This window comes from Flexivirga sp. B27 (genome assembly GCF_052905685.1).
Genome location: NZ_JBPYUM010000004.1, coordinates 253,312 through 270,028, shown reverse-complemented (window position 1 = coordinate 270,028; position 16,717 = coordinate 253,312). Strand labels below are relative to the sequence as shown.

The following is a 16,717-nucleotide window of genomic DNA, read 5'->3' as shown; positions in this document are numbered from 1 at the left end:
CGGCCACGCTGTGTTCGGAACCCAACGCGAAAGGTGCGCCCGTGTCGCGTGAACGATCGAGTGCGGCGAGCACACAGGCCAGACGCCGATGCGACAACCCCGACTGCACCTCGTTCGTCGAATGGCCAGGCGGGGCGAGCCGACCGCCTCTCTTCTGCAGCTCGGCCTGCCGCCAGCGATGCCGAGCGGCATACGACCGACTCACAAAGGAACGCGCTGAGCTAGAAGCCGAGGCGGAAGCCGAGGGGCTCCGATACGTCGACCGTCGGGCACTCCAGTCGAGGATTGCGATGGTCGACTGGCTCTTGTCGGCCTACCCCTATGCCCGGCGTTGAGTGACGCGACCTGCCTGCGAGAACCGCTACAGGGTGGACGAAACTGAGGCAGTCTGTTGGGACAACATCCTTGGGAGGAATGCGTTGAGCAGTCTGGGTAATTTCGTGTGGTCGATCGCGGACCAACTGCGTGGTGTCTACAAGCCCCACCAGTACGGCGACGTCATCTTGCCGATGACGATCCTCCGCCGCCTGGACTGCGTGCTCGAACCAACCCGCGAGCAGGTCCGCGACATCGCGTATGTCGAACCCCGGGACGAGCTGCGTGACATGAAGGTCAAGAAGGCCACCGGGCTGAGCTTCTACAACACCTCACCGTGGACGTTCGCCAAGCTGGTCGGCGACCCCGACGGCCTGTCCGCGAACCTGACCGACTACATCTCGGCGTTCTCCAAGAACATCGACGTCTTCGAGCGTTTCCGATTCGAGACGCAGATCGCCACCATGGCGGAGAAGAACCGACTCCTCATCGTCGTGCAGAAGTTCGCCGAGGTCGATCTGCACCCGCACACCATCAGCAACGCGGAGATGGGCGACCTCTACGAGCACCTGATCCGGAAGTTCGCCGAGGCATCGAACGAGACGGCCGGCGAGCATTTCACCCCTCGCGACGCGATCCGGCTCATGGTCGAGCTCCTCTTCGCCGGCGACGACCAAGCACTTACCGAGAAGGGCGTTGTCCGCAGCATCTACGACCCGACCGCGGGCACGGGCGGCATGCTGTCCATCGCCGAGGAACACCTCATCGGCACCCCCGAGAAGCCGGGCCTCAACCCGGATGCCCGCTTGCAGCTGTACGGGCAGGAAATCAACGACCAGTCCTACGCCATCTGCAAGTCCGACATGATCGGCAAGGGCCAGAACCCGAAGAACATCAAGCTCGGCGACACCCTCGCCGACGACCTCTTCGCGGGCACCACCTTCGACTACTGCCTCTCGAATCCCCCATACGGGTTCGATTGGAAGGCCTCCGAGAAGGCCGTCAAAGCCGAGATCGCCCGAGCCGGCGAACACTCCCGCTTCCCCGCTGGACTGCCGTCGATCGGCGACGGGCAGATGCTGTTCCTGCAACACCTGGCGACCAAGATGCGTCCGGTCAAGGACTGCGGCGGCCGGGCCGGCATTGTCCTCAACGGCTCACCCCTATTCACCGGAGCGGCCGAGTCGGGTCCCTCGAAGATCCGACAGTGGCTGCTGGAGCGCGACCTGGTCGACGCGATCGTCGCCCTGCCGACAAACATGTTCTTCAACACCGGCATCGCGACCTACGTGTGGGTACTGGACAACAACAAACCCGCCGACCGGGTCGGCAAGGTCCAGTTGATCGACGGCACTGGCTTCTACGCCAAAATGCGCAAGAACCTCGGCGCCAAGTCCCGCGAACTCTCAGCTGCTGACCGCGACGCGATCGTCAAGATGTATGCCGCCTACGCACCCACCGAGCACTCCAAGATCTTCAGCGCCGACGAGTTCGGCTACTGGACCATCACTGTCGAGCGTCCGCTGCTCGACGATGCCGGCAACCTGGTCACCGACCGCAAGGGACAGCCCAAGCCGGACACGAAGTTGCGGGACACCGAGAACATCCCCTTCACGTATGCCGGAAACACCGCTGGTGACGACGGCCGCGACGTAACGATCAAGGCGTATGTCGACGCCGAGGTCCTCCCGCACGTCCCCGACGCATGGGTCGACCACAAGAAGACAAAGGTCGGCTACGAGATCCCGTTCACCCGACACTTCTACGAGTACGTGCCGCCGCGACCACTCGAAGAGATCGACGCCGACCTCAACAAACTCGTCGCCGAGATCATGGACCTCCTCCGCGAGGTCGAACAATGAGTCGTCCTCCAGCAGGCTGGCTTAGCAAATTGCCGGATCGGTGGACGCTCACACCGGCAAAGGCCCTGTTCAGCGAACGTCGTGAGCCCAGCAGCCGCGATGATGTGCACCTCACTCCGTCCCAGACCTATGGTGTCCTTCCCCAAACGGAATACATGGCCATCACCGGCGGTCGGGTGGTTCTCAACCTGGCGGGCAGCGACAAGATGAAGCACGTCGAGCCAGACGATTTCGTGATCCACCTCCGGAGCTTCCAAGGCGGCATCGAGCACTCGTCTGCGCGTGGCAAGGTGAGCGTGGCGTACACCGTGCTGACACCACGCCCAGGCGTCGACTCGCGTTACTACCGATGGCTGCTCAAATCAGATGCGTACGTTCAGGAACTGCGCACCACGACCAACCAACTTCGCGACGGCCAATCCATCAAGTACGGCAACTTTGCACAGATTGCGCTCCCGCGGCCGCCAGACCCTGAGCAACGGGCAATCGCGGACTTCCTCGATCGCGAGACCGCGCGCATCGACACCCTCATCGCGAAGCAGGAACAGCTCATCGCCACCCTCCGAGAGCGGCGAATTGGAGTGATCCGTGCCTCAATCACGGGCATTGATTCTGGACTCTCTCTCAAGAACACTGCCCATTGGTTTGGCGCGCTGCCGGCGGCCTGGACTGCAGCTCCGATCCGCTACAACTTCTCAACCGTCCTCGGCAAGATGTTGAACTCTTCGAAGCCCGACAGCGACGCTGTCGGCTACATCAAGGCGCCATACCTCGCGGCAGGGTCCATCCAACCCGACGACCTCTTGTTGGACGAAACGAGACAGATGACATTCAGCCACGCGGAACTCGAGCGGTACTCGCTGCGTGCCGGTGACGTCGTCGTAGTTGAGGGGGGCGCCGGTTACGGCCGAAGCCACTTGATTCGCCGCGACCTTGAAGGCTGGGGCTTCCAAAATCACGTCGCCCGCATCAGGCCATCATCCGGGCGAGTCACGAGCGAATTCCTTACGTACTGCCTCAAGGCGTGCCTTGCCAGCGGCTATATCGAGGCGAACAATCGAACCGCTACTCTGCCATCGCTGTCCCGCGATGTCCTCGGCGCGATCCAGATACCTATGCCACCGGTGAAAGAGCAAAACCGAATCTCCAACTACCTCGACGAAAAGACTGCCAGGATCGGTGCACTGACTGCGAGGACGGAGCGGTTCATTGAGTTGTCGAGAGAGCGGCGGTCCGCGCTGATCACGGCCGCGGTGACCGGTCAGATGGATGTGCGTGGGGAGGTGGCCTGATGGCGGTCGAGCACGAGAAGGCGTTCGAGGACGAGATCTGCGCGCATCTCGCGGCGAACGGCTGGCTGTACTCACCGACCGATGACGGATACGACAAGCAGCGGGCGCTGTTCCCGGAGGACGTGTTCGACTGGCTGCAAGAGACGCAGTCCGACGAACTGGCAAAGCTCATCAAGCCGACGACGTCCGAGCATGAACAGGCACAGTCACGCGACCAACTGCTGGACCGCCTGATCAAGACCCTCGACGCACCGCTCGACGCTGGTGGCGGAACCTTGAACGTGCTGCGGGGTGGGTTCAAGAAGACCCCGGCCCGGTTCTCGATATGTCAGTTCAAACCGGCGACCACGCTGAACGCCTCGGCCTTGGAACAGTATTCCGCGGTCCGGGTTCGGGTGATGCGGCAGGTGCACTACTCGGCGAAGAACAGCAACAGCATTGACCTGGTGCTCTTCGTCAACGGTCTTCCGGTCGCGACGATTGAGTTGAAGACCGACAACACCCAGTCGATCCAGGACGCCACGGCGCAGTACCGGCTGGACCGGGACCCGCGCGGTGAGCCGTTGCTGGGGTTCGCGAACCGATGCTTGGTGCACTTCGCCGTGTCCAACGACGAGGTCGCAATGACTACCCGGCTCGCCGGGAAGGCAACACACTTCCTGCCGTTCAACATCGGTCACGACGGCGGCGCGGGAAACCCGGTGAACCCGGGCGGCGCGGCGACGTCATACCTGTGGGAGCGCGTGCTGCAGCGAGACGCCTGGTTGCACATCATCGGGCGCCTGCTGCACTTGGAGACCCGCACCGACATCGACCCGATCACGGGCGAGGCGACCCGCAAGACGACTCTGCTATTTCCGCGATTCCACCAGTGGGAGCTGGTCACCAAGCTGCTGGAAACAGTCCGCGCCGAAGGCACCGGACACCGCTACCTCGCGATGCACTCGGCCGGGTCAGGCAAGACGAACTCGATCGCCTGGACCGCGCACGGACTCGCCACACTACATGACGAACAGAACCACCGGGTCTTCGACACTGTCATCGTCGTGACTGACCGGACCGTTCTGGACGACCAATTGCAGAAAGCGATCAAGCAGATCGAGGGCGTGGACGGCACGGTCGCGCAGATCAACGCCGACGAGGTCCGAAACGCCGGTAGCGACGACATCAAGTCCAAGTCAGGGCTGCTTGCTGCGGAACTTCTCGCCGGCCGGCTGATCGTGATCGTGACGATGCAGACGTTCCCGTTCGCGTTGCAAACGATCCGGGAGAACAAGGGTCTGCAGGGGAAACGGTTCGCGATCATCGCCGACGAGGCGCACTCCTCCCAGACTGGTCAGGCATCGAAGAAGCTGCGTGCGGTCCTCTCGTCGGAAGAGCTGGAGGCGCTGGCTGATGGTGGCGATATCGACGCCGAGGCAATCCTCGCCGCAGACATGGAGTCCCGGGCAGAGTCACCGAACTTGTCGTTCTTCGCGTTCACCGCGACTCCGAAGAACAAGACATTGGAGTTGTTCGGTCGGCCAGGCGCAGAGGGGCGACCGGAGCCGTTCCACACCTACACGATGCAGCAGGCGATCGAGGAGGGCTACATCCTCGACGTGCTGCGCAACTACACGACCTACAAGACCGCCTTTCAGATCGCGGAGAAGTCCAAGCGGCATCTGGAAGAGGTGAAGCTGGTCGATGAGACTGAGGCCACCAAGGGGCTGATGCGCTGGGTCTCGCTGCACCCCACGAACATCGCCCAGAAGGTCCAAATCATCGTCGAGCACTACCGGGCGAACGTGCGGCACCTGCTCGACGGGCACGCCAAGGCCATGGTCGTCACCTCATCTCGCGAGCACGCCGTGCGCTACAAGGAAGCGATCGACGCCTACATCGCCAAACGCGGCTACCCGCTCGCGACGCTGGTCGCGTTCTCCGGGTCGATGACCGCCGAGCAGGTGTCTGGCGTGACGTTCGCCGGCGTCCAGCCGCCTTACTCGGAGTCCAACCTCAACGGCGGACTACGCGGCCGAACCTTGCCTGTCGCGTTCGGGACCGACGACTTCCAGATCCTGATCGTCGCGAACAAATACCAGACTGGGTTCGACCAGCCGCTGCTGAGTGCGATGTATGTCGACAAGCGTCTGTCCGGTGTGACAGCCGTGCAGACGTTGTCTCGGCTCAACCGCACGTATGCGGCGGGCGGCAAGGACACGACATACGTGCTGGACTTCGTCAACGATCCCGACGAGATCCTTGAGTCGTTCAAGCCGTACTACCGGCAGGCCAGTCTCGAAGATGTCACCGACCCCGACATCGTCCATGACCTGCAGGCCAAACTCGAAGCCGCAGGGATCTACACCGATGGAGAAATTGAGGCATTCACTACCGCCTACCTCAGCGGGAAGCACGGCGCCATCAGCGCACCGTTGAAGTCGGCCGCTGATCGGTTCAACGACCAGTACGCGGCAGCTCTCGCAGCCCAAGACAAGACCGCAGCCGAGCAACTCGACCTGTTCCGCAAGGATGTCGGCTCGTTCGTGCGGCTGTACGACTTCCTGTCGCAGATCATCAACTACCAAGACACCGACCTGGAGAAGCGATCGCTGTTCCTGCGGTTCTTGCAGCGGCGACTGACAGGGCGGACCGGAGCGGACGCAGTCGACTTCAGCACGGTCGAGCTCACGCACATCAAGCAAGCCCGATCAGGCGATCACGACCTTGACCTGGCCGGTGGCGAAACTCGTCACTTACAGCCGGTCGCGGCAAGCGGGACGGGAACCGCACGAGATCCGCGGATGGTGCGCCTGGCCGAGGTGCTGGCTAAGGTCAACGACCTGTTCGCCGGCGAAGACTTCACCCCCGCCGAGCAGCAGTCGTGGGTCGAAGGCATCGTCACCGTCCTGCTCGACAACGACACCGTCACCACGCAGGCCCGCGCCAACAGCGTTCGCCAGTTCGTCGAATCACCCGACCTGACCGACGCTGTCACCGATGCCGTCGCCGGCAACCAGACCAGCCACAACAAGATGGTCGACTACTTCTTCACCGACGAACGCGTGAAGGTCCAGATCGTCCGACTCCTCGGCGAGCTAGTCCACGAGAACGTCAAGGCAGAAGGCTGACCATGGCGAAGGCGATGAGCACCGACCCGCCGCCGTCCTACCTGGATGCGTTGATAGCTGAGCTCGATGCGATTGAGCGCGACATGATTGCGCTGCTCAAACAGTCCGAGATCAGGTACGTGAACCCAAACGCGAACGGCAGCGGGATCTACTTCGTCGGAGCTGCCGACTTCGGCTGGGGAGCGAGTGACCCAGGACTCGAAGCCGAACGGATGGCGCTGTTGCGCACCGTCCGCGAATGGGTTCCGCGGTTCGAGCTGCTCTTTCCACACCCCACACCTGAGGTCGAGGAGCGTCATCACGAGGCAACCAGATTGCTGGAACGCTGGCTTGTCCGATCTGGAGGTAGCGACCATTCAATACCGCGGACAACGCACGAGGCGATTCAGGTTGTCCGCGCACATGTCACCGCGCTTCGCGGCTCACAGGCACTGTTACCCGACGACGAGTACCCGTCTCGACTGGTAGTCGATACCAACACGATCCTGGACAACCCGGACCTCAGCGCGCACGTCACGACTGTTGGCGATCGGTATATGGCCCACTTGCTGCCGGTTGTGCTTCGCGAACTCGACGATCTGAAACGCAGCGGCCGGAATCCGGAGATCAGGGAGGCCGCACGCCGAGCCGACCGCAGGTTGAAGGGTCTGCGAACAAATGGTGATGTCAGCGTCGGCGTGAAGGTTGCCGGCCGGGTGTGGGCGCGGTTCGACCACATCGAGCCACGAGACGATGGGCGGCTTCCTTCGTGGTTGGATCTCGCTGTCCCGGACGACCGGTTGGTCGCTTCAGCACTGCTACTCCAAAGCGATCATCCGGGGGCGCGCCTCACCGTCGCCACCGGTGACCTGAACCTACAAACCAAACTCGCGGCGGTTGGCCTTCCGTTTGTCGAGCTGCCGACCTGACACTTTCGGTGCGCCATCGGGCCAAACACCGCGGACCGAAGCGCGACGCGCTAACCAGCAGGCCGGTGATCGACCCCAGCGCGAAGGTCACGCAAACGGATGAACTCCGTGACCAGATGCATAGCCTCCAGCGTCGGATAGAGCGCCAGCGCCGACGAACTGCTCAGCCGAATCTCGCGCACGCCAGAGGTATCGCCTACTTGGGTCTCTCTCGTCAGCGCGCCGAGGTATGCCCAGGGTCGTCCGTGCGCCAGACCGGAGCAGACACGCCACAGGAAAAGCAGCGGTAGGCGCGTCTCTTCCTCGACCTCCCGGATGATCGAGGTGGCATATAGCCGACTGGTGACCTCCGCCCAGTCCAGGCCACGGCGATCCGACGCTTCCCTGATCTTCTTCCTGACTTCAGCCTCGGTTGCCCCACCAGCATCAGCGATGCCCTTAGCCGCTTCCTCCTGGTCGTGTGCGTTCCGCAAGTACCACCGAAGCGCGCGGGTCACACGCTCATCGCGTCTCCGCGGCATCAGCATCCAGTAGCCCGTGGCGGCATTCTCGATGACACCGCGGGCGAGAGTCGAGGACGCCGCGAGGTGATGAAAACCTGCATCGGCGACGAGAACCTTCGCAGCATGCAAATGATCAACAGCCGCTGTCAGGCACAGACTTGCCGCGTGGGACACGGGGTACGCCGCGCACGCCGTTTCGTCCCCGGCTAGGGCGCTGCCCGCAAGAACTGGAAACTCATCAGGCAGGCCCAAACGCTGAGCAAGTCGATCAACAAGTGGGTTCATCTCCGCCCACTTCGCAACGATCTCCTCTTCGGAGACGGTCCGGGAATCTGGGTCGAAACCATCCGGAGTCATCCCGACAGCGTCCCTTCACCCACGGCTGCGGCCGATGCGTCCTTATTCGAACCATCACTCCTCGTCATCACTCACCGAATGTTCATAACTCCGAGTAATGATTAACTACAAGGGGCGGTTGGTTAATCTTCGCTGCATCTCGACACAGGGTCAGAAGTTCTGCGCCATGTTCGTGAACCGCGAGTAGTGCCCCTGGAACGCGACGGTGATCGTGTCGGTCGGACCGTTACGGTGCTTGGCCACGATCAGGTCGGCTTCACCAGCCCGCTCGGACTCGCGGTCGTAGGAGTCCTCGCGGTGCAGCAGGATCACCATGTCCGCGTCTTGCTCGATCGATCCTGATTCGCGAAGGTCGGACATCTGCGGGCGCTTGTCGGTCCGCTGCTCGGGTCCACGATTGAGCTGGCTGATCGCGATCACCGGCACGTTGATCTCCTTCGCCAGCAGCTTCAGCGCACGGGAAAACTCCGAGACCTCCTGCTGCCGCGACTCGACACGCTTGCCCGACGTCATCAGCTGCAGGTAGTCGATGACCACCAGCTTGAGGTCGTTGCGCTCCTTGAGACGGCGGCACTTGGAGCGGATTTCCATCAGCGACATGTTCGGCGAATCATCAATGAACAGAGGCGCATCCGCCACCTTGCCCATCGTCGTCGCCAGCCGGGTCCAGTCCTCGTCGCGCATCGTGCCCTTGCGCATGTGCTGCAGCTGTATGCCGCCCTCTGCGGACAGCAGTCGCATGGAGATCTCGGTCTTGCTCATTTCCAGCGAGAAGATCGCCGACGCCATACCGGCCTTGATCGAGCACGCACGGGCTATGTCCAAACCCAGGGTCGACTTGCCAACAGCCGGTCTGGCCGCGAGGACGATCATCTGCCCCGGGTGCAAGCCGTTGGTCAGGGCGTCCAGGTCGGTGAACCCGGTGGGCACTCCAGTCATCTGCCCGTTGGTGCTGCTGGCGGCGTCGATCTCGTCGGCGGTCTCGGCGATGACCTCACCGAGGCGCACGTAGTCCTCGGCCTCCTTGCCGGCCGTGACGCCGAAGACCTCGGCCTGGGCCGCGTTGATGACGTCGACGACGTCGCCACCGCCGTCGGCATACCCCATCTGCACGATGCGGGTGCCCGCGCTGACCAGGCGACGCAGCACGGCTCGCTCGGCGACGATCTCGGCGTAGTAGCCGGCGTTGGCCGCGGTCGGCACGCCCTGGATCAGCTCGTGCAGGTAGGCCTGCCCACCGATGCGGCTCAGCTCGCCGCGCTTGGTCAGCTCATCGGCGACCGTGATGGCGTCGGCCGGCTCGCCGCGGCCGTAGAGATCGATGATCGCTTCGTAGATCGACTCGTGCGCCGGCCGGTAGAAGTCGCGCCCGTCGACCGACTCGGCCGCGTCGGCGATCGCGTCCTTGGACAGCAGCATGCTGCCGAGCACCGACTGCTCGGCGGGCACATCCTGCGGCGGAACAATGCCGCCCCCGTGGCCACCGTCGTCGGTGTAGTCCGGGGGAAGTTCAGCAATTGCCACGCACGCACTCCTTGCCGCCGTTTTCGAACATGTGTCGACTGCACCACAAGGGTGTGACAAGGGGGTCGATCCGGGGTGCGTGACACGCGAAGTGGCCACGCTAGAACCCTTCCGCCGCGCCCGCAAACCCCCGCTCAGATGTGCTCTGGACAACCTGTGGACAACGTGTGGAGATGTGCGCTTCCGTGTGTGCACACCCTGGGGACACCGCTGTGGATATCTTTCTTGATGTATGTCGCATAGGCCGCTGACCTGCGCAAACGTGCCTCTGCGGCTGTGCACAAGAAAAAAATTCAGTGGATCTGTGACGAGAGTTACCCACAGGGCGACGGTGATCGCCCGAGTCTGTGTCGGCGGTTACGCACTGGTCAGTAAGGATCTGGTCAAGCCGCCGTCTCGTCGACGTCAAGGACGCCGGCTGCACCCGTGGAGTGGGCCGCCCACACCATCGTTTTCTGGCGCCGTGATGTCCGACTGCGGAAGACGACTCGCGCCGTCGGCGCCTCAACGGACCAGGCGGCCCTTGGCCTCCAGGATCTGGATCGTCTGAGTCGGCCCCGTGATCGTCGCCGTTCCAGGCAGATCGGTGAACTTGCCGCCATCGACGGCGAATTGCCCGCCATAGACAGTCGTGACCGAGACGCTCGCCGAGCCACGCTTCTTGTATGTGTGCTTCACGTCGCCATCCGGGTAACCGCCGCCTCGCGAGGTCGTCGGGCCCAATGAGGCGCCATCACCGAAGTGGAAGGTGTTGGACTTCAGGACTGGCTTGATCCGGACCTTGTGGCCGAGCAGCGTCACGGTGCGTACCTCGTCTGGCCCGTAGCCAGCGCCAGAGAAATCTGTCGCAAAGTAGTTGGGAAGGTTGACCAGCGTTCGATTGCCAACAGGCTGCATTTTAGCCCTCGGCTTGGCGAACGGCGTCTTGATAAACGCGGATTTAATCATCGCAACAGTCACGCGCGGCTTTGTCTTCGCCCCTGGCACCAACTCTGGCCAACATGTCATACCCATGAATTTCCACGGGCCCTCTGTCTTCTTCGTGATCACAGGACGCTGGTAAATGTAGGACAACGGCCCCGTGGCATTCTTCACATCAACACATGCGGACTCGGCGTAGCCGTCACAGCCGAAGTCCTTATCCGGACTCGTGTTCTTTCCACATGCACGCGTCACCCCGTATTCGTACGGGATTGTTTCCTTCCCCTTTGGTGGGTGCGGACTCGGGTTAGGACCCTCCGTCGGAAGATTCCTCGTCTCACTTTGGCTGCGTCCGCCGTACGAAGCGCCACCATCCTCGACGCACTTCCCGTGCTCAATCCGCTCACAGGCGAAAGAAGACGGCGTCAGTGCTGGCAACGTGAACTGAACACCTATACAGACCGCAACGAGGGATGCAGGGAGGACCTTACGAGTCATCTTGCTGCACCTCGCTGGTACGCCATCCATTGGACGTCCAGTCCAGTTCAAAAACAACCTTGTTTACGTACGGGTCACCCGGAAAAGTGATCTTTCCGGACTTCGATCGCACATTCGCGTTGGTCTGTTTCATGCCAAAGAATAGATGGTATTCCTTTGGGGTTATTTGAACTACTTTTACAGCTTTGGGTTTTTCGAAAAGACTTCCGTCATAGTGTTCGTTGTTCTTAACAAGTATATTGAGCGCCTCTGTCCATTCAGCGCAGGTCTTGCATCCCGATTCAGACACGTTCTTTAGGGGATCTCTCCTCGGGTGTAGGCCGGCCTCATTTATGGTTGCAACATAATGACGGACGAATGCAACGGAGCCCGCGTTCGTGTGCTGGCGCGCGGCCTCAGGTACGCCGGGCGCTCCGGCAGCGGTGCCCTTCGAGCTCGAGGTCGGCTTCGCGGAGGACGACGCTGACATCGTGGAGGACTTCGACGTCTTGGCGGGAGTCGGCTCACCGGAGGCGATGCCTGACTTCGACGTGTGCGTTGCGCTGGGAGCCGACGTGGAGGACGACCCACCACTCGATCCGCCGCAGCCGGACGCTGCCAACACTGCAAGCAGTGTTGCGGTGGCGCCGATGGCGCGTGTCGTGTGCATGGGTGGTGTCCTCCCCTTGTGGATCCTCTGTGCCCCGGTGATTATGTGCGACCTCTGACCGCCCAGGTGAGACAACTCCTTAAAGTTTTGGTCAAGAAGCCAGTCGTTGTTCGGGTGACTGACCCCCGGGATCATGCCAAAACTGTTGTCCCGGGCGCAGAAGTTATCCACAGGAGGGATTTGGGGGGGCGGGGCCTCGAGACGCTCCTTCGTCGCTCCTCGGCCACCTCTGACGGCTCGGCCACCTCTGTTCCGGGGCCTCGAGACGCTCGTCCCTCGCTACTCGGCCACCTTCAGGACAGCTCGTCGGCCACCTCGCGACATACAGAACGCGGCCACGGGCACTCCGGAGAGTGACCGTGGCCGCGCGGACCGGATCAGTTGTCTCAGCGCAACGTGCCGTACCCCGTCGGGGTCGTCCAGATGCTCTGCTTCTTGACCACGTCACCCGGCTTGGGTGCCGCGATCATCATGTTGTTCCCCAAGTAGATGCCGACGTGATACGCGGGCGAACCGAAGAACACCAGGTCGCCCGGCTGCGGGCTCGAGGTGCGCTTCATGTACGACTGCTGCTGGCTGGCGGTACGCGGGATGTACATGCCGGCCTGCTTGTAGACGTATGACGTGAGCCCGGAGCAGTCGAAGCCCTGCGAGGGAGTCGACCCGCCCCACACATACGGCACCCCGAGATACTTCTCCGCGATCGAGATCACGGACGAGGTGCTGCCGCCCGAGGGCGGAGGAGGCGTCGGGTCCGTGCCACACGGGTAACCGCCCAGCGCACCCCAAGTCCGCGGGCCGACGATGCCGTCGACCGCCAGGCCGTGGGCCCGCTGGAACGACTTCACGCGCGACAACGTGGCCGCACCGAAGACGCCGTCGACGGCCAGCCCACCCAGCTTGCGCTGTGCACTGGACACCAGGGCGCCCTGGGAGCCGTAACGGATGACGGTGACCTTGCACGACGGCGTCGGGTCGGGCGGAGTCGGGCTCGTGCCGGGGAAGCCCCCGAGCGCGCGCCACGTCAACGGGCCGACGATGCCGTCCACCGCCAGGCCGTGGGTGCGCTGGAAGGACTTCACCTTCGCTAGCGTCCGCGTCCCGAAGATGCCGTCCACCGCCAGACCGCCCAACCGCTGCTGTGCGGTCTTCACATAGCTGCCTCTGGATCCGTAGCGCAGGTAAACCACAGAGCTCGGCGAAGCCGCTCGCACACCGCTGCTCGCCGTAGCGGGGCTGCGTTGCGCGGCCGCTCCAGTGGTGCCGCTGCCGGGATCGGCATACGACGGAGCGGCCTGCACGAGGCTGGCGGCAGTTGCCGGCACGCTCAGCAGCGTTCCGGTCACCACCAGTCCCTTGTGCGAAGTGATCGCCGGGGCGACCTTGGCGGAGAGCCCAGGCCGTGGTTTGCGATGTCTCGGAGTAGTAATCGTGGTCATGTGACCCTCTCGGTACTCAGTCCAGTCCTGAAACGCGCGCAAGGGGATGCCACGTGCACGTGGCATCCCCCGATGTCGCCTACTCCTTCCCCGAAGAAGGCGCTGCACGAGCACTGACTATGCCGGTGTCCGAGGGTCTGTGAAAGGCGCGAAATCTGGGCACCAATGGGTCCATGTGACGGTTGTGACTCGTGTGATTAATGGGCATTTGCGGGGCTGGCGGAGCGGAAGTGCACGGGTGTTGCAATTTCAACGATCCAGCCGTCAGATCGCTCGCGCGTAACATTGGTGTGGCGCCATACGTTCGAACGACACGCCGAAATCAAAGTTCTCGCCGAAAATCTCACTATATGAGATGTTATCTGCGTCTTGGCACTATTCGCCCGCGCGTCGGCTGGACAGCAGAGATCGCGGCGTTACCGTTCGCGCCCACGATCACCCGGTAGTCAACGAGCAATCCCTCGAGCAGGCAACGAGCGTGGCCCAGGGACCCGACGACGACAGCGTATGCCGCCGGGTATGACGAAGCCCCGCCGGCCTCCGCAGAGGACCGACGGGGCTTCCGTCAGAGCCGTATGGCGCTGGGCGAGCCTCAGGCGCGCCCGAAGTAGTGGCTGCCCCAGAGGTTCTGGATGCTGACCACGGTGCCCGGCGTGCGAGCGGCGATCATCTTGCCGTTCCCGAGGTAGATGCCGGTGTGGTATGCCGGGGAACCCCAGAAGATGAGGTCGCCGGGACGCGGGCTGGACACGCGCGTCGTGGCAGCGGCCTGTGCCGAAGCCGTGCGCGGGATGCTGATGCCGGCCTTGCGGTAGACGTACTGCGTGAAGCCCGAGCAGTCGAAACCCGACGGCGATGCGCCACCGTAGCGGTAAGGCACACCGCGCAGGCTCAGCGCGATCGAGGTGACCGAGGAGTTGGCCTTCGGAGCCGGCGCCGGCGCGCTGCCGTAGCCGCCCAGCGCGGTCCAGGTGTGGCGGCCGACGATGCCGTCGACGACCAGGTGGTGCGAGCGCTGGTAGGACTTCACCTTGGCGCGGGTCAGCGGGCCGAAGATGCCGTCGACCGCGAGGCCGCCGACCTTGCGCTGCACAACCTTCACCGCGGTGCCGCGGGAGCCGTACTGGACCGTGGGGCCGATGCGGACGGCGGTGGAGAGGTGGCCTGCGGCCTGCACGTGGCCGGTGGCCTGGACGTGCCCGGTCTGCGACAGACCGGCGCTGGGAGCGGCGGAGGCGCTCTCCATGCCTGCCAGCGGCACGACACAGGCGCCAGCGGCGGCGACGGCCACGCTGCGGCGACCGAGCTTGTTCATAACTTTCGGCTCACGCTTCAGGTGGCGCGGGGAGTACGAACCCATGAGACGAGGGACCCTTCAGTGGACTTCAGTGACAAATGGGTGTGGGCGCCGTTGCCCCGGGACCAGTGCCCCACCCAGTGCGCCTTGACTCCCCGAAGTCGCTGGCACGGTCACCGACTATGACGCACCGAAGGGTGTTCCCAAAGTCGTTCGCGGATATCTGTGGACAACCGTCCAGCCGTCCACAGGGCCTCGGACGGGCTCCGTCGCCTCGGCCCGCCGTAATCATTCCGTGATAATCCGCGGGATTCCGCGGCTATCACAGATCGGCATCACCTCGCGGAAAACTGCATCGACCGTCTTTGTAGCCCGCCAACTCTGAGACACGCAAATCTCATGATGCAAGACACTCCTTACGCGGCGTTCAGCCTCCGACCAGCGACGTCCTCCCGCGCAGCGGGCGCCGTACGCTGATCCGGTGCCTGTCCGCCCCCTCGACGATCCGCCCACCGGACCCGCGTCGGTGCATCGGCAGATCCTCGCCCTCGCGGTCCCGGCATTCCTCGCGCTGGTGGCTGAGCCGCTCTTCCTGATGGCCGATTCGGCGATCGTCGGACACCTCGGCACCGACCAACTCGCGGGCCTCGGCGTCGCCAGCGCCGCTCTGCTGACCGCGGCCAACATCTACGTCTTCCTCGCCTACGGCACCACCGCGCTCGTCGCGCGCCGGCTCGGTGCCGGGCAGGACTCCGCCGCCATCGGCGCCGGTGTCGACGGCATCTGGCTCTCGCTGCTCCTCGGCGCGGTCACCACCGTGGTCGTCGCGATCTTCGCCGGACCGATCTGCGACCTCTTCGGTGCGTCACCGGCGGTCGCGGACGAGGCGACGATCTACCTGCGGATCAGCGCCTTCGGCATACCGGGAATGCTCGCGGTGCTCGCTGCCACCGGAGTGCTGCGCGGCTTCCAGGACACCCGCACACCACTGATCGGCGCGACGGTCGGCTTCGCCGCCAACCTCGTCCTCAACGTCGTTCTCGTGTATGGCGCGGGCCTCGGCATCGCCGGCTCCGCGCTCGGCACCGTCCTCGCTCAGACCGGGCTGGCGGCCGGGCTGCTCACCGTCGTCCTGCGCCGCGCCCGCCGCCTCGGGACCCGGCTGCGGCCGCACCCGGCCGGCGTCCTGACCGCCGCACGCACCGGAATCCCACTGCTGGTGCGCACCCTCGCGCTGCGCGCGGCGATGCTGGCCAGCACCTGGGCAGCGGCCGAGCTGGGCGACGTGCCGCTCGCCGCGCACCAAGTGGCGATGACGATCTTCGGCTTCCTGGCGTTCGCGCTCGACGCACTGGCCATCGCGGCGCAGGCCCTCACCGGTCGCACGCTCGGCGCGCACGACATCGACGGCACGCGGGCGGCGACCCGGCTGATGCTGTGGTGGGGCTGGTGGATGGGCGTCGCGCTCGGCATCCTCGTGGCGGCCGGCCACACCGTGCTGCCGATCCTGTTCACCGGCGACCAGTCGGTGCGGGACGCCCTGTCGGTCGCGCTGCTGATCGTCGCGATCGGGCAGCCCGTCGCCGGCCTGGTCTTCGTGCTCGACGGTGTCCTCATCGGCGCGGGCGACGGCACCGTGCTCGCGTGGCTGCAGGTGGCGGTGCTGGCGGCATACCTCCCGCTGCTGTGGCTGGTGCACGTCCATGCCGACAGTCTGCGCGCCGCCGGGCCGAGTCACGCGCTGCTCATGCTCTGGTGGGCGTTCACCGGCTTCATGGTCTTCCGGCTGATCGGCCTCGCGCTCCGCGCGCGCTCCGGGAGGTGGATGGTGACCGGGGTCTGAGCGCTGTAGGGACGGGTCGCGCGCACAACCCGCGACCGTTGAGGGTTATGCACACGAAACGGCCGGATCCCGCACACAACCCGCAACCGTTGCCGGTTATGCACGACATACCGGCACAAACCCGTACCCAACCAGCAACCGTTGCCACTTGTGCGCGCCATGGCCGACGCGCGCACACAACCCACAACCGTTGAGG

12 protein-coding genes are annotated in these 16,717 nt (G+C 64.0%); 6 read left to right on the top strand and 6 right to left on the bottom strand.

Translation table 11 applies throughout. The annotated features are described in order from the left end of the window. The first annotated feature begins 419 nt into the window (after positions 1 to 419). Genes ACSZL9_RS16550 through ACSZL9_RS16535 form a run of 4 tightly spaced genes read left to right on the top strand, consistent with a single transcriptional unit; the run spans position 420 to position 7,490 of the window. Positions 420 to 2,177, top strand: coding sequence for a type I restriction-modification system subunit M (locus ACSZL9_RS16550; RefSeq protein ID WP_446666613.1), 1,758 nt, complete (start codon positions 420 to 422; stop codon positions 2,175 to 2,177). After that, the gene (locus ACSZL9_RS16545; protein WP_446666612.1) at positions 2,174 to 3,469 is read left to right on the top strand and encodes a restriction endonuclease subunit S; all 1,296 of its coding nucleotides are present in this window, start codon (positions 2,174 to 2,176) and stop codon (positions 3,467 to 3,469) included. The genes ACSZL9_RS16550 and ACSZL9_RS16545 overlap by 4 nt, the downstream gene beginning before the upstream one ends. Further along, positions 3,469 to 6,582, top strand: a complete 3,114-nt coding sequence (locus ACSZL9_RS16540; RefSeq protein ID WP_446666611.1) for a type I restriction endonuclease subunit R — start codon at positions 3,469 to 3,471, stop codon at positions 6,580 to 6,582. Before ACSZL9_RS16545 ends, ACSZL9_RS16540 begins: the two co-directional genes overlap by 1 nt. 2 nt (positions 6,583 to 6,584) lie before the next feature. Further along, positions 6,585 to 7,490: a PIN domain-containing protein gene (locus ACSZL9_RS16535; RefSeq protein ID WP_446666610.1), complete on the top strand. Its 906-nt coding sequence runs from the start codon at positions 6,585 to 6,587 to the stop codon at positions 7,488 to 7,490. A gap of 50 nt (positions 7,491 to 7,540) precedes the next feature. On the opposite strand, the gene ACSZL9_RS16530 is transcribed toward ACSZL9_RS16535, so the two are convergent. The 4 genes from ACSZL9_RS16530 to ACSZL9_RS16515 form a co-directional block, all read right to left on the bottom strand. Next, positions 7,541 to 8,350 carry a hypothetical protein gene (locus tag ACSZL9_RS16530; RefSeq protein ID WP_446666609.1) on the bottom strand — a complete coding sequence of 270 codons (810 nt, stop codon included), beginning with the start codon at positions 8,348 to 8,350 and terminating at the stop codon, positions 7,541 to 7,543. Between the two features lie 150 nt (positions 8,351 to 8,500). Then, positions 8,501 to 9,874 (bottom strand): replicative DNA helicase, encoded by a 1,374-nt coding sequence (dnaB, locus tag ACSZL9_RS16525; RefSeq protein WP_446666608.1) that lies wholly within the window; start codon positions 9,872 to 9,874, stop codon positions 8,501 to 8,503. 504 nt (positions 9,875 to 10,378) lie between these two features. Further along, positions 10,379 to 10,834 (bottom strand): hypothetical protein, encoded by a 456-nt coding sequence (locus ACSZL9_RS16520; RefSeq protein ID WP_446666607.1) that lies wholly within the window; start codon positions 10,832 to 10,834, stop codon positions 10,379 to 10,381. 448 nt (positions 10,835 to 11,282) lie between these two features. Further along, positions 11,283 to 11,762 carry a DUF6318 family protein gene (locus tag ACSZL9_RS16515; RefSeq protein ID WP_446666657.1) on the bottom strand — a complete coding sequence of 160 codons (480 nt, stop codon included), beginning with the start codon at positions 11,760 to 11,762 and terminating at the stop codon, positions 11,283 to 11,285. On the opposite strand from ACSZL9_RS16515, the gene ACSZL9_RS16510 reads away from it, so the two are divergent. After that, on the top strand, positions 11,716 to 12,000 hold the full coding sequence (locus tag ACSZL9_RS16510) for a hypothetical protein (RefSeq protein ID WP_446666660.1): 285 nt from the start codon (positions 11,716 to 11,718) through the stop codon (positions 11,998 to 12,000). The genes ACSZL9_RS16515 and ACSZL9_RS16510 overlap by 47 nt on opposite strands. A gap of 328 nt (positions 12,001 to 12,328) precedes the next feature. Here ACSZL9_RS16510 and ACSZL9_RS16505 read toward each other — a convergent pair whose 3' ends face one another. Together ACSZL9_RS16505 and ACSZL9_RS16500 are read right to left on the bottom strand one after the other, a co-directional pair. After that, entirely contained in the window at positions 12,329 to 13,381 is a 1,053-nt protein-coding gene (locus tag ACSZL9_RS16505; protein ID WP_446666606.1) for a C40 family peptidase, read from the bottom strand. A 592-nt stretch (positions 13,382 to 13,973) separates the two neighbouring features. Beyond that, positions 13,974 to 14,696, bottom strand: a complete 723-nt coding sequence (locus ACSZL9_RS16500) for a C40 family peptidase (RefSeq protein ID WP_446666605.1) — start codon at positions 14,694 to 14,696, stop codon at positions 13,974 to 13,976. Between the two features lie 463 nt (positions 14,697 to 15,159). Between ACSZL9_RS16500 and ACSZL9_RS16495 the strand changes: the two genes are divergently transcribed. Beyond that, a complete protein-coding gene (locus ACSZL9_RS16495; RefSeq protein WP_446666604.1) occupies positions 15,160 to 16,521 on the top strand; it encodes an MATE family efflux transporter in 1,362 nt (453 codons plus the stop codon). Positions 16,522 to 16,717: the final 196 nt, after the last annotated feature.